The sequence below is a fragment of the Siminovitchia sp. FSL W7-1587 genome (assembly GCF_037963795.1).
Lineage (GTDB): Bacteria > Bacillota > Bacilli > Bacillales > Bacillaceae_C > Siminovitchia > Siminovitchia thermophila.
In genome coordinates this window covers 3,163,477-3,176,402 of the sequence record NZ_CP150169.1, presented here as the reverse complement: position 1 = coordinate 3,176,402, position 12,926 = coordinate 3,163,477, and the positions used below count along the sequence as shown (strand labels likewise).

The 12,926-nt window shown below is 43.4% G+C and carries 15 protein-coding genes; 6 read left to right on the top strand and 9 right to left on the bottom strand.

Translation table 11 applies throughout. The annotated features are described in order from the left end of the window. Nucleotides 1–428 precede the first annotated feature (428 nt). From NST31_RS14875 to NST31_RS14865, 3 genes are all read left to right on the top strand, one after another. Nucleotides 429–1,343, top strand: a complete 915-nt coding sequence (locus NST31_RS14875; protein ID WP_077112906.1) for a class I SAM-dependent methyltransferase — start codon at nt 429–431, stop codon at nt 1,341–1,343. A gap of 224 nt (nt 1,344–1,567) precedes the next feature. Continuing rightward, the gene (locus NST31_RS14870) at nt 1,568–1,753 is read left to right on the top strand and encodes a hypothetical protein (RefSeq protein WP_077112908.1); all 186 of its coding nucleotides are present in this window, start codon (nt 1,568–1,570) and stop codon (nt 1,751–1,753) included. Nucleotides 1,754–1,788: 35 nt separating this feature from the next. Beyond that, nucleotides 1,789–1,923, top strand: coding sequence for a YjcZ family sporulation protein (locus NST31_RS14865; RefSeq protein WP_077112909.1), 135 nt, complete (start codon nt 1,789–1,791; stop codon nt 1,921–1,923). A 56-nt stretch (nt 1,924–1,979) separates the two neighbouring features. On the opposite strand, the gene NST31_RS14860 is transcribed toward NST31_RS14865, so the two are convergent. After that, nucleotides 1,980–3,020, bottom strand: coding sequence for a hypothetical protein (locus tag NST31_RS14860; protein ID WP_077112910.1), 1,041 nt, complete (start codon nt 3,018–3,020; stop codon nt 1,980–1,982). A gap of 106 nt (nt 3,021–3,126) precedes the next feature. Beyond that, nucleotides 3,127–3,834, bottom strand: coding sequence for a cytochrome c biogenesis protein CcdA (locus NST31_RS14855; protein ID WP_077112911.1), 708 nt, complete (start codon nt 3,832–3,834; stop codon nt 3,127–3,129). Nucleotides 3,835–4,065: 231 nt separating this feature from the next. Here NST31_RS14855 and NST31_RS14850 point away from each other — a divergent pair, with 231 nt between their 5' ends. Together NST31_RS14850 and fetB are read left to right on the top strand one after the other, a co-directional pair. After that, a complete protein-coding gene (locus tag NST31_RS14850) occupies nt 4,066–4,758 on the top strand; it encodes a phosphate ABC transporter ATP-binding protein (RefSeq protein WP_253191903.1) in 693 nt (230 codons plus the stop codon). Beyond that, complete coding sequence (gene fetB / locus NST31_RS14845; RefSeq protein WP_077112913.1) at nt 4,755–5,510, top strand: iron export ABC transporter permease subunit FetB; 756 nt, start codon at nt 4,755–4,757, stop codon at nt 5,508–5,510. Before NST31_RS14850 ends, fetB begins: the two co-directional genes overlap by 4 nt. Before the next feature lie 449 nt (nt 5,511–5,959). Here fetB and NST31_RS14840 read toward each other — a convergent pair whose 3' ends face one another. From NST31_RS14840 to NST31_RS14810, 7 genes are all read right to left on the bottom strand, one after another. Beyond that, on the bottom strand, nt 5,960–6,565 hold the full coding sequence (locus tag NST31_RS14840; RefSeq protein WP_077112914.1) for a response regulator transcription factor: 606 nt from the start codon (nt 6,563–6,565) through the stop codon (nt 5,960–5,962). Further along, entirely contained in the window at nt 6,562–7,686 is a 1,125-nt protein-coding gene (locus tag NST31_RS14835) for a sensor histidine kinase (RefSeq protein ID WP_077112915.1), read from the bottom strand. Before NST31_RS14835 ends, NST31_RS14840 begins: the two co-directional genes overlap by 4 nt. 15 nt (nt 7,687–7,701) lie before the next feature. Continuing rightward, nucleotides 7,702–8,835 carry a DUF418 domain-containing protein gene (locus NST31_RS14830; protein WP_205178703.1) on the bottom strand — a complete coding sequence of 378 codons (1,134 nt, stop codon included), beginning with the start codon at nt 8,833–8,835 and terminating at the stop codon, nt 7,702–7,704. A gap of 303 nt (nt 8,836–9,138) precedes the next feature. Beyond that, nucleotides 9,139–9,555, bottom strand: coding sequence for a hypothetical protein (locus NST31_RS14825; RefSeq protein ID WP_339161644.1), 417 nt, complete (start codon nt 9,553–9,555; stop codon nt 9,139–9,141). After that, the gene (locus NST31_RS14820; protein WP_339161642.1) at nt 9,552–9,992 is read right to left on the bottom strand and encodes a hypothetical protein; all 441 of its coding nucleotides are present in this window, start codon (nt 9,990–9,992) and stop codon (nt 9,552–9,554) included. Before NST31_RS14820 ends, NST31_RS14825 begins: the two co-directional genes overlap by 4 nt. Continuing rightward, entirely contained in the window at nt 9,985–10,902 is a 918-nt protein-coding gene (locus tag NST31_RS14815) for an oxidoreductase (RefSeq protein WP_077113952.1), read from the bottom strand. Before NST31_RS14815 ends, NST31_RS14820 begins: the two co-directional genes overlap by 8 nt. Nucleotides 10,903–10,999: 97 nt before the next feature. Next, complete coding sequence (locus tag NST31_RS14810; RefSeq protein WP_077113953.1) at nt 11,000–12,202, bottom strand: PDZ domain-containing protein; 1,203 nt, start codon at nt 12,200–12,202, stop codon at nt 11,000–11,002. A gap of 410 nt (nt 12,203–12,612) precedes the next feature. Here NST31_RS14810 and NST31_RS14805 point away from each other — a divergent pair, with 410 nt between their 5' ends. Next, entirely contained in the window at nt 12,613–12,855 is a 243-nt protein-coding gene (locus NST31_RS14805) for a hypothetical protein (RefSeq protein ID WP_139345735.1), read from the top strand. Nucleotides 12,856–12,926: the final 71 nt, after the last annotated feature.

Sequence of the window (12,926 nt, the reverse complement as noted above, 5' to 3'; positions counted from 1 at the left end):
TTCTCGTTGAATTTGGTCCCAAAAAAGGATTATGGATGGTGAAACTTTACAAAATCTGTACAATAAGGTGTTTTTTCCATTGAACACGTATAAAATGAAATTCGCAGGCTTAAGTGAATTTTTCATGCAAGCGATACCAAGTACTGCAAACATTGAACCTCGGATATAGAAGTCATTTTTTCGTATCTATTTATGACATTTTTGTTACATGACTTCCCTGACGCTTTTTATAAAAAAGACATCCTGGAATGCCCTTTTCATTTCAATAATCCGAATTTTCCCCCCCGTTAACTACTTACACCTAATATCTTGACAAAATTAATTTTTTGTGCTATAATTTACTTTTATGAATTTAAGTTGTAGAATAGGATTCTCCTGGCCAGGGGAATCCTATTTTTTTTCGTTTTAACTTGAAGGAGTGAATTTGCGTGGAAGAAGGCAAGTCTAGTTTAACTTCATTGATAGCGGCTTTTGGCAGAGCTTATCACAGTGAATTCGATTCACCGAAAATTTTTAACGACTATTTGGCCAAAGAGCTCATTACCACAGAAGAGTTTCATAGCATTAAAGAAAATATGGTTCAGGGTATAGCGTTTTTTAATCAAGAAATAGCGGAAAAATCTTTGGAAAATAAAGAAGAAATCATCAAATGGATCACACAAGTTCAACTTTCACCAACACCATTGGCACGAGCCGCCTATTGTGAACAGGTAGTGGGGACTGAAATGAAACTGGGGCTAAAACAGTATGTCATACTCGGAGCGGGCTTGGATACTTTCTGTTTTCGCCATCCCGAGATGGAGCATACCCTTGACATATTCGAAGTCGATCACCCCGACACACAAGCATGGAAACAGGAAAAATTGACTAAAGCCGGCTTCACAATTCCCGGCAACCTTCATTTTGTTGCCATGGACTTCACCAAAGACTTCTTAGTTCAAAAGTTGCTGGACGCTGGGTTTAGTAACCAAAAAACTCTTTTTAGTCTTTTAGGCGTATCTTATTATTTAACGAAGGAAGAAAACGCAAATCTGATCAACCAGTTATTTGCCAATGTCCCACACGGAAGTTCCATCGTTTTGGATTTTGCCGATGAAAGGCTATTTACAGAAAAAGGAGTTTCCAACAGAGTAGAAAATATGGTGAAAATGGCAGCAGCAAGCGGGGAACCAATGAGGTCATGCTTTTCCTATGCTGAAATGGAGAGCATGTTGGAACAATCGGGTTTACTCATTTATGAACACTTAACTCCAGAAAGAATCCACGAACTATATTTTGACAAACGTACAGACTACCTGTCTGCCTTTGAAACGATTCATTACATTCATGCTGTAAAAAAATAAACACTTTATTCAAACCGGCAACCCCCTTTCACGGAGGTTAGCCGGTTTTTGGATGTATTTTTTATACTCACATTGTGCTTTAAAAACCCACATTTTTTTCCATCTAAAGTTTTTGCAAATTTTTTTGGTAATTTTTTTATTCGTTTCCTCTTTCGCCTATACACAAATATCCATGTTGAATAATATAACAAAGAACCGTTACCCACAGGGAGAGGAGGATAGCGATGTCTAACCAAAAGAAAGAAAAAGTCATTCACGTGGATAATTTGGTTATTCACGCGCAAAATGTGGATTTTGTCCGTGAGCAGCCTCATAGGGACAGGGAGGAGCTTCCGAGGGATCCCTGGGCATTTTTTTGGGGAAGGCCGCGGGAAGAAGAGAGACTAGAAAATGAAAGCAGCAGTGAATAAGGAATTCCTAATTCAATGAGAAAGGGGTGATACTTTTGGGCTTCGGTTTTGGATATCCCGGTTTCGGATGTGGTGGCTTTGGATACGGAGGTTTCGGATACGGTGGCGGATTCGCGTTAATCGTCGTACTATTTATCCTGCTGGTCATTATTGGAGCAGTCTGCTACTAGTAGAACACTGGCATTATCATAAGCCGTCCCGCCACTGGAGCGAGGACGGCTCTTTTTTATGAAAAAAGTGATTTAAAGCGTTCGGGCTCATCCAGGCGAATGGCCGCTTTCGTGTATGTTTTTTTCAATCCATAAAGCATGGATGCCTCCAGCGGTTTTCTAAATTCAATCACACAATGGGGCGGCACTTCCTCAAAGTCCTTGGCGATAAACGTAATCAGCTCTTTGGACTTGAGGTTGAATTCGGCTGCCTCCTTTCCCCAATGGATCTTCTCCATTTCTGCAAATGGGATAACCATCCGCTTTCCCATCCCCAACGAAACATACAGTTTCTTATCTTTAACCGATAAGGGATTTAACCGTACCGCCTGAATTTCGCCGATAAAATAAATGACAGTGTAAATGTTAAGAATGAGCAGGATAACAGAAATCACCGGCGACTTTCCGTGTATCAACCAGTGAATCCCAATCGTCTCAATCACCACCGCATGAATCAGCATAATGTAAACAGCAATCAAGCTTGATTTTTGATGAAGGGTAAAATAGGATTCACCTTTCGGGGGATGTTTTTTCCATGAAGCAAACGCATAAAAGAACACGATGATTTCATGTGCCACAATCCTCAGCAACACATGGGAGCCAACACGCTTTTCAACAGCTGCGGGGAGCAGGAACAACGGGCTTTCGCCATGCGCTTTGATCCAACGAATAATGCCCGGAAGCCTCCAAGCCAGCAAAACGACCAAGCCCAATTCAGCCAATAAGATGACAGCTTCCAAGCCGATGGCGGCAATTGGCAAGTAGGTGAATGGCTCGAAATAGACGCTTGGTATGAGAAAACGGGCAAGTACAACCCCAAGCACCATCCACATCACGAATGATTTAACCGTGATCTTTTTCCCTCGCTTCAAGAACAAAATGAGCAGCGGAGCAACAATAGCCAAGTCAATCAGTGACCCAATAACGACCCAATTCGCATCCGCAGAGAGAACCAATGGTGTAATGGGGGAACGATATAAGAATGTATTGACGCCAAGAACAAGAAAGAGCAGAAATAGCAGAACGTAAAATCGACGGTCTCTTTGAACAGCTGTCATAAAAATCCCCTCGTTTTACTTTTATCGTAACATAGAAAAAGCCCCGCAAAAACGCAGGACCGACTTTCATTATTATAAATTTGTGACAAATGCCATGCCAAGCATCTCAAAACCCGGTAAAACCGCCAAATAGGGGGAGTAAAAGGGAAATAATCACAGTCATCCAATCAAAGAACAAAAGAATCCCTACGATGACCATCAAAATGCCGCCAATCTTCATAAAGCGCTGTCCGTTTCTTTTCAGGAATGTCATTTTATCCATAAATAAAGACATTAAAATAAATGGGATCGAAAATCCGAGGACATAGGCGCCCATATAAAAGAGTCCTTTTCCCGGATCTTGAGCGACAAGGGTAGCGACCCCCACTAAAATCGGCCCGGTGCATGGAGTCCAGCCTGCGGCAAAGGCCAGTCCAATCAATACAGAACCCACATACCCTGCGGGCCTGTTCTGAAATTGAATTTTCTTATCCATATTCAGGAAGTTAAAGTTCAGCACACCAGCCAACACTAAACCAAAAAAAACGAGGACAATCGCGCCTACTTGCCTCATAAGATCTTTAAACTTGATGAAAAAGTCCGCCAACAGCGTTGAAGAAAAGCCAATCACCAAAAAGATGATGGAAAAGCCCAGTAAGAACAATAGTGTATGGATAAAGGCTTTCTTCTTGAAAACTCCCTGATCCGACTTCAACTCACTGACCGACATGCCGGTTAAATAGGAAAGAAATGCCGGATATAATGGGAGGGAACAAGGGGAAATAAAAGATAAAAAGCCCGCCCCGAAAGCAAGGAAAAGGTTAATTTGTTGCATATTGATCACCAGCCTCTTTCTTTATCTTAAACATGAACGATGCCAAATACAATTGACATGATTGTGAAAAAACTGTGCCGCTCCTCCATTTTAACAAAAAGCAAACAACCTGTTTGAGGTTCACTCGCATCTCCTGTACTATTATTTCATACATGATTCACGTCGGGAAAGGAAGTGTCATGAACAATTACTACAGAACATCTGCTGAAACCCGCCATTCATTTTCACCGCGTGTCTTATTCTATCGGTGATGCCGATATATTAAAAGAAATAACCGGCTCGATTCCCGCCAGAAAAATCACCACGCTGGCCGGTCCATCGGGAGCAGGGAAAACAACGCTGTTGAAACTCTGCAATGGTTTGATCTCCCCCACCTCCGGAGATATTTTTATTCATGACAAAAATATAAATGAATATGCGCCTATTGAACTTAGGCGAATGGCCGGGATCGCCCTTCAGAATGCGCCCATGATTAAAGGAACAGTTTATGACAATCTGGCCTTACCATTGAAATTGGCAGGAAAAAACCTCCCGAAAAAAGAGGCTGCCTCTTTTTTGGAAGACGTTGGATTGGACGAGGCTTTTTTAGATAGAGACAGCAAAAGCCTTTCAGGCGGCCAACGCCAAAAGGTTTCGATAGCCAGGACACTTGTCAATCGCCCGGATATTTTACTGTTGGACGAGATTACAGCTTCGCTCGATCCCGCTTCTTCGAAAGAGATTGAACAATTGATTGTAAAAATAAACCGCAGATACGGCGTCACGATGATTTGGATTACCCACCATTTGGAGCAGGCTAGAACAATAGGACATTATACGTGGGTGATGATGGATGGGCGCCTCGTTGAAGCTGGAGAAAGCACCCTGCTTGAATCTCCGCAAACAGAAAAAGTGAAGCGCTTTGTGGAAGGAGGATGGTCATGAGCTATACTGCATTGGCTTTCACACTCATTTTCGTGCTCATTCCGCTCCTATTGTCCAAAACGCTTCAATTAGGACTTGAAAAAGATACGATTGTGGCAACAGTCCGATCAATCATTCAGCTATTGATCGTCGGATATTTATTGCAGTTTGTTTTTGAATCGGAGCAACCCATCTATGTGATATTGATGATTATGTTAATGATTGGGGCAGCAGTGGAAAATGTTCGGAAAAAAGGGAGCTTTATTAAAGGCATTACGTGGAAAGTGACAATCACGATTATATTCATTGAGCTTATCACCCAAGGGATATTGCTCGGGTTGCGGATTACGCCCCCGACTGCACAATACATCATACCGATCAGCGGGATGGTGATTGGAAACGCCATGGTGCTTTCTATTCTTTTCTTAAACAGGTTCATTTCCGAAGTGGAAGCTCATGAAGACGAGGCCGAATTAATTTTATCTCTGGGCGGCACTCCGAAGCAGGCGATCCATTCCCAATTGATTTCTTCGATCAAAGCTAGCATGATTCCCACGATCGAAAGCCAGAAAACGATGGGACTCGTCCAATTGCCGGGTATGATGAGCGGACAGATCATCGCCGGGGCTGATCCGCTCCAGGCCGTTATGTTCCAGTTGCTCGTTCTCTTTCTTTTGCTGACAGCCGCGGCCATTTCCGGCGCCATGCTGGGCTTCCTGTCCTATCCATCGTTGTTTAACAATCGAATGCAGCTAAACCGTTTGAAAAACTAAGCGCCTGCTGCCCTCATTTGGCAAGCAGGCCCTAAACCGGATTTTGAAAAAGTTTATGAGGATATGGACAAAAAACCTTCCCAATAACAAAGTGGTTTTTCCGAGATGCTCTGCCCATTCTGTCCATGTCAATCATTCCCCCCTCTATTCATTATAGAGATGGGGTAAGGGAGCAATGCATATCGTATTTGGCGATGACAGAGGGAAGTCGCATCCTTTAAGTATTCATGAGGCTTTCCGTCTCCATATTGGTTTTTCTTGTCCAGACCATATACTGGGAAGTTGATCAAACCATGGTGAAGCCATGATACAAAAAACGGCATAACTCGTTCACAAATAGTTATACCGCACAAGGAGAAAGTGAATGCTTTCGCGAAGAGATAGATGTGGGGTTTTGGAATGAAAAACAAGGGCTTCCCTAAAAAAATAATCCAATGGTCCTTTTTCTCTTATATCCATCCTTTTTCTTCGGCGATCTTTACCGCCTGTTGCCTCGATTCGGCTCCCAGTTTCTGAATAGCCGAAGATAAATAATTCCGCACGGTCCCTTTCGTCAAGAAGAGTGTCTTGCAGATGGTGTTTGTCGTCATGCCTTCATTCGCCAGGCGCAACACTTCCACTTCTCTTTTACTCAACGGGTTCTCCTCCCTTATAAAAAGAGCGGCAGCCAAGTCGGTGCTAATCATCCGTTGTCCTTCCATGACCTTTCGAATGGACTCAATCAAAAAATCAATCGGCTCATCTTTTAGCAAGTAACCCTCCACTTGGGCATCCATTGCTTTTTGCAAATAGCCGGGACGCGCAAAAGTGGTGACAATCATGACTTTGCAAGGCAATTGCTCATCCCTTATTTTTTCGGCAACTTCCAATCCGCTGATCCCCGGCATTTCAATGTCAAGCACGCACACATCTGGCTGATAGCTCCGGATCACTTCCCATGCTTTCTTTCCATCCGATACTTCGGCCACTACTTCAATATCCGGCTCAAACCTTAGTAAGGAAGTTAAGGCGCCGCGCAGCATCTGCTGGTCTTCCGCTATTACGACTCTTATCATGACGCAGGTCTCCCCTTTCCATCTTGGCGAATGGGGATTTTTAAGACGACGGCCGTCCCCCCGTCAGGCCTATTTTCCACCGTAGCAGACCCTTGAAGTGCTTGCATTCTCTCCTTCATCGACTGGATCCCGTTTCCACCTTCTGTTTTTACCAACCCCACTCCGTCATCCATTATTTTTACATAGTAGACTTGGCTGTTCGCTCCCTGTTCCACCGTGCAATGCTTCGCCTTGCTGTGCTTGACAATATTGGTTACCGCTTCCCTGACAGAGAGGGCGAGCATCGTCTCTTCCACACTTGATAAAAGCCGGAGACGGCCCTTTACGGTGATGAACAGTTCCATACCTGCTGTTTGCAGCAGTTGTCTGGAGTGCCCCCATTCACTTTCAAGGGAAATGAATTTCATATCCGAGACAAGCTCCCTGACCTGCTTCAGAGCTATTCTGGACGTATCCAATATGTCTTTCAGCTCTTTCTTTGCCTGCCGGGGATCCTGATCGATCAACCGGTCGGTCAACTCGCTTTTCATTTTAATCATTGTCAGCGTATGCCCAAGGGTATCGTGGAGATCCCTTGCGATCCGCTGCCGCTCCTCCTGTTGAATAAAATGTTGTATTTGTTGATTGGCTGCATCCAGTTCTCCCCGCAGGCTTTTATTTTTTTCTTTTATATAAATCAAAACCGGATAAACTATTTGCAATATCATGATCGGCAACAGTATGGGATATTTCAGTGTGAAAAAGGCCTCTTGACTTTTCCAGGGAACGAGAAGAAACATCAGTGCAATAGCAACAATGCCAAGGCCGATGTGCCACTTTGAATGCGCTCTTCCCAAAAGGTCGGCAAAAATGAAACCAAACAGCAAAACGGAAGAACCAACAATTACGCCTAACAGTGTCAAGATGGCAATACCGGTAATGACAGCGGCCAAAAGGCGCCAGTCCCTATACCAAAGCGCAACATAAAACGATATAAAAAATATGAACAGGGAACAGAGTCTTTCCAAGATGCCAAGATCGCTCTCTGAACTCAAAACGATGTAACTTAAAAATATGATAGACACGGCATCAATCAGCAAATAATGCTTGATTTGCTCTTTTGGGTAGATTTTATTTTTCATAAAAATCCTCCGGTGTTATCGGGATACAGCGATTCCAGTGACACGCTTGCGAATCATCTCCAACGGCCCAAGATGAAAGAACCGGAACCAGATAGACGCAAAAAGCAGTTGAATGAAGGTGATGATCCCCCAACAAACAATGACTTGCAGGGAGTCCAGCTTCCCGCCTAGCGCAAAACCCCATCCGTAAAATAAGATGGATGACAAAATATTTTGCACCACATAACAGCTCAAAGACATCTTGCCGACATTTTCAAGAAGGTTCCAAAGTCTATTCCATTTCTTATATTCTATCATTCTTCCAATGATCGCAATATAGCCGAGCGACATCAACGGAGCAAATAAATAGCGGACAGCCAAGTCAAAATCGCCGCCAGGGACAAAAATCAACAGATTTAATGGCAAGCCGATATAAATCCCTAGTTTAAACAACTTGTCACGCTTTCTCCTGCCATTTTCGTCCGGGGCAAAAACACCGGAACGCATCAGGCGCACACCGAGCAAAAATAAAAATATGTTCATCGGAATAACCCAAATCGCTTCCGTTCTCAACAGCAAGAAATGAGAAAGGCGATATTGAATTTGCTGAAGCCATGTCCCATCCCTATAGAGGGAAACAACATCCCCGAAATGGCCCAATGACGCATTCGCTGCCAGCAGGCTCAGTATCAATATACCTAAAATAAGTACAGCATGGATGCTCCCAATCACCTTCATCGTCTTCGATATAAAACGGTCGCCCTTTTTCACAATGAAAGCGACAATGATTGCTGTAAGACCGTAGCTCATTAAAATGTCATATTCCATCACGAGGGTAAAGTGAATAAGGCCTTCGATGATCAAAAAAGTGGATGTCCATATATAAACGCCGGGCCAGGTATTCCCCTTTCGAAGTGCCTGCCTGTATTTTAATTCCAGACCCACCCCAAACATGATAGTCAGCAGCCCCAGAAACTTTCCATTCACAAGAAACAGAACGGCCATACGCAAGAAATCATCCGCATTCCACCATCCGGAAAAATGATAAGTCGTGATATAACTCAAATCCCCAAGATGGGCAAAAATCCATATATTCGTCCCCAGCGTTCCCAGGACGGCAAAGCCCCGCAGAATATCAAGCAGACGGATTCTTCCTATGCGTTCTTCCATCTTCCTCACTCTTTTCTTATTCGGATTGATAATGTTATTGTAACTGCGAAAAGAGTTCAAAAACATTCACACCTGTAAGTGAATATGTATGACAGGTGTCATATTTTTACAAAAACAGGGGTCGGGACAAAACCCTGTAAAAATGAAATAAACCGCATGGAATCAAGGTGGTTACGGTGGTTACCCCTAAAACCTTGATTTCACGCGGTTTTATTCTTACGATTTTTACGAATATGAATCAGCTTTTACCATTTGCTGTTTCGTATTTGCTTATGTCCCAACCTCCTTCGGACGATGGCGGCCTCATTCCGAACCTTTATATGTAAGTTTTACAGGCTCATTTTTCTCCATTGTAGCCTTATATAGGCTGATGTCTCCAATCGGCGGAACAGACGAATCGGATTGAACAACAAAATTTTCGTTTAAAGAAATAGTCCAAGCGGCTTCGCCATTGTTCACTAACACAACCGCAAGGGTTCCAAACTGGACAACTTGATCCCAGTTGAAGGTATCCATTTCTCCGTTTTGCCGCACTGTTATTCCTTCTTGATTGCTGATAACCTCTGCATTTTCTCCGGACCAGCGCCCGTGAATGGATGGTCCTACATAGTAATAGGATCCCCCACTGCCGCGATCCCCGTATGTGCCGATGTATTGATGAATCGTTTGATCCGCCGCTTTATAAGTGACAGCCGCAACGTCGTTGGCGATCCATTTCACCTTGAAGTCTCCTGCTGTTGATAAGGGAAACTTTCTTTTGGCCGGGCTAAGAGATAATAGTAAGTCCTGTAGTATGTGGTCTCACCTGTTTTCTTATCTTCTTTCATGGATAACACATGTTTCAAGTTCGGTGACAGGCTAACTATATTATTTGTTTTCCGAGCGTCCGCAACGAGTAGCAGCCCGTTTGTTAAAATGACTATCACCATGATCAGGCCTCCTGCCACCCTCCACTTTCTTGTAGCTGTAACGAACAAAAGAAGGGCCAATCCCAGGCAGATGATGCTGAAAATATTGATCATGTAAAAGAGCCGGCCATCACTGTACTCCACTTGAAATTTGGCATGCAAGTATAAAAATCCGCCCTGCCATAAAAATAAACCCAAAGCCAGAAGCAGCAGAGCCCAACCGCTAAATTTTTTAAAGTGTTCATTCATTTGCCGGTACCTCCGTCGAAAACACCCACGTTTTTCCGTTGTCATCCGAAACGAATTTTCCTTTTACTTTTCCCCCCTTATAATCTCCGTTCGGACCCTGATTCACCAGCACCGCCAGGCTGTTCCCTTCCTTAAAGGGGGTTTCAGCGATCACAAAGATTTTTTCATATTGCTCCGGGATACGGATCTCCGCTTCCTCCCAAGTATCCCCTCCATCTTGTGTCACATGAAGCTCAGGACGCTCGGGATTTATAATCCCAAACGATAAAAACCCTGTCTGCTCATCTGTAAAGCCGCCATCCGCCAGTAATCTCGTTACATTCGAACTGTTAGTTTCTCTCCAACTTTTCCCGCCATCGTTCGTTAGAAAGACACTCGACACTTCTTGCGACATCGTGCGCCCTCCCGAACTGATCACATAACCAAATTGATCATTTAAAAAAGACACTTTTCGGAAACGCATAGGAGGATATTGCTCCGCCACGACGGTCTCCTCCCAAGACCTCCCTTGGTCAAGAGAATATGCCATCTTAATTTGCACGCTTTCCGAACTATTCCCCACCGAATATAAAAACGCGGCCCGCTCTTTCGTAAGGATATAACTATTCTCAATGAGCTCTTGTTGGTTACCGTTATATTCCCCGCCAAAAAGAGACTCTTTTTCAACTGGAACCGGGGTCCAGTTCTCACCTTTATCAAACGTAACACTCAACTTATCATGTTGAAGGGAATAGTCAATCACTTCTTCGGCAAACAAAGGTTGTTCCTCAGTCACCGTACTATCTTGGCTGTCCAAAACCGGATGACTTTCCAGAGCCTTTTCCTGTTTGCCGGGAATATGGTATAAAATGAGTCCTGCAATTTGTCCGACTATGACAACGCAGGCAATCCCCAAGATGACATGTTTCACGATAAACTCTCCTTTAAAAAAATAAAGCCCCGAACTCAAAAAACTGCGGCCAACATGCTTTTTTTGAATTCGGGTTTCAATATCATTGTCTCATCGTTTAAAAAGAAGCGACTTCCGTGTCCTTTGGCCTTTCCCGTCTTTCTATAAACAGAATCCCCAACTCGTGATGATCGCCTTCATACAAGGAACACTGGACAAAGCGAATTTCTTGATGTTCGTCCAGCACTTCAAGTTTGCAGTACGCCCTGTTTTTTAGCACTGCTTTGTACAATTCTTTTTTATTGGTTACTTCAAGGTTATTACATTTTACGATAACTTCTCCTGTTTTCAACTCCATCCGGTCAGCCGGGGACCCGGGAAGGACATCCAAAATCATGACGCCATCGTTAAGCGGAGTGTAATAATATAATGTATTATTTTCACGAACCCGGTGGCGGTATGAAATCCAAAAGCGCCCCAATATACTGATTCCGGCAACGATTGGAGGGGCAACCGACGGATAGAAAAATACAAGGGCATTAGCCACAACAAGTACGATAATCCCAAGAATCAGCGTTTGTTTCCCCAGCTTGACTACGGCGTCTTTAGGGAGACAACCTTGAACTTGCTGTTGGAAACCGAGTAAAAAAGGCACAAGAATGATCGTAAATGTTTCTCCGCCCCATTGAACGACAGGCCACCAGTCGAGTGTCGATACAAAAGGACCCGCCGGATAAACAAAGAGTACCGGAACAAGCCATAACCGTTTCACCTGGAGAGCGCCAACGGTCAAACCTCTGCGGCTTGTACGCAATTTTGGCGAAACATCTTTTAAGCCGCCCCGCATCATGAGAATGCCTTCCATTAAAATAAGGAGTGCAAGCAGAATGGATAAGCCTGATAAAAAAGTCATATTCCCCCGCAGTTGCTCTATGTAAGGAATCTGAAGCTCTAATGAAACAGTGGTATAAATAAAGACAACCGGCAATCCAATCGTAAAAGCAGCTGATAATAAACGCGCGTTTGCAATGACTCCCAACAAAATGGAGAAAGCAGCAATCAAAATGATGTATTCAAGCGGTACCGCCACACCAAGAACCATTGTAAAGATGGAGAGTATGACCCCCGCCAGGATACCCGCAGGCCACAACTGTTTTAATTCATGCAGAGCCCCGTTGACCCTGACATGAAAATCTTTTCGTTCCCGTTTCACTCGTAAATATCCGGCTGCAAGCGCCAGAATAATAGAAAAATAGAAAACGGGATGGATGAAAAACTTCCCGATTGCCTTGGCAATCTCCAACAACAAAATTTGCGCCACTCTACGCTACCTCCCTGGAATCAATGAAGTTATATTTATTTTAACAAAGATTGTCCGTGGTGGGGTAAGTAATTCTCATCTTGGGTTGAAAGTGGACATGTCTTAGACAACAACACACACATCTGGCATGATAACAGCACAAAACAATAAAGTTGTCATAAGGTTGCGCCGGGGGCTAATTTAGTATTGAAAAGATGGAGGGAGTTAGGAAAGCCAGAATGGGGTGAAAATAATAAGAAGAAAATAGATGTTATCAATTTTCTTTAGGTGGACCCCACAAGGACTCCACTTTAAGAAAAACTGTTTTAAAAGCAATATCCAATAACATTAGTGTTGTTGCAACAGCTGGAAATTATAGAGATGGCTCCAACGGAATACTTTTTCCCGGGCATTATCAAGATGTGACTCAAGTGACAGCGATTGATAAAAGTTTTACAACTCCTCTAATGGCAAAACATATAGATATTGTCGCGTTAAATGTAATGGTAAAAATTCCACACCTATCAACACACTACCGTCAAGCACATGACCGCTGCTATGCGAGTTTTGAAAACGTGACAATGGTTGTGATAAAAAACTTTACAATTGTGCGAATAAAAGCCAACGATCCAGGATGGTGGATCGTTGCATACTCCCATGGTAAAATATGTTAAAAACAGGAAAATGCCTTTTTCATTCTGAAAAGGTATTTTGCTTTCTAATAACTTGAGCGTCTATTCAACCT

What these genes read in the sequence shown, in the direction of transcription:
- NST31_RS14820 (WP_339161642.1), bottom strand. Translation starts at nt 9,992, where the DNA reads ATGAATGAACACTTTAAAAAATTTAGCGGTTGGGCTCTGCTGCTTCTG.
- NST31_RS14840 (WP_077112914.1), bottom strand. Translation starts at nt 6,565, where the DNA reads ATGATAAGAGTCGTAATAGCGGAAGACCAGCAGATGCTGCGCGGCGCC.
- NST31_RS14860 (WP_077112910.1), bottom strand. Translation starts at nt 3,020, where the DNA reads ATGACAGCTGTTCAAAGAGACCGTCGATTTTACGTTCTGCTATTTCTG.
- NST31_RS14870 (WP_077112908.1), top strand. Translation starts at nt 1,568, where the DNA reads ATGTCTAACCAAAAGAAAGAAAAAGTCATTCACGTGGATAATTTGGTT.
- NST31_RS14835 (WP_077112915.1), bottom strand. Translation starts at nt 7,686, where the DNA reads ATGAAAAATAAAATCTACCCAAAAGAGCAAATCAAGCATTATTTGCTG.
- NST31_RS14855 (WP_077112911.1), bottom strand. Translation starts at nt 3,834, where the DNA reads ATGCAACAAATTAACCTTTTCCTTGCTTTCGGGGCGGGCTTTTTATCT.
- fetB (WP_077112913.1), top strand. Translation starts at nt 4,755, where the DNA reads ATGAGCTATACTGCATTGGCTTTCACACTCATTTTCGTGCTCATTCCG.
- NST31_RS14830 (WP_205178703.1), bottom strand. Translation starts at nt 8,835, where the DNA reads ATGGAAGAACGCATAGGAAGAATCCGTCTGCTTGATATTCTGCGGGGC.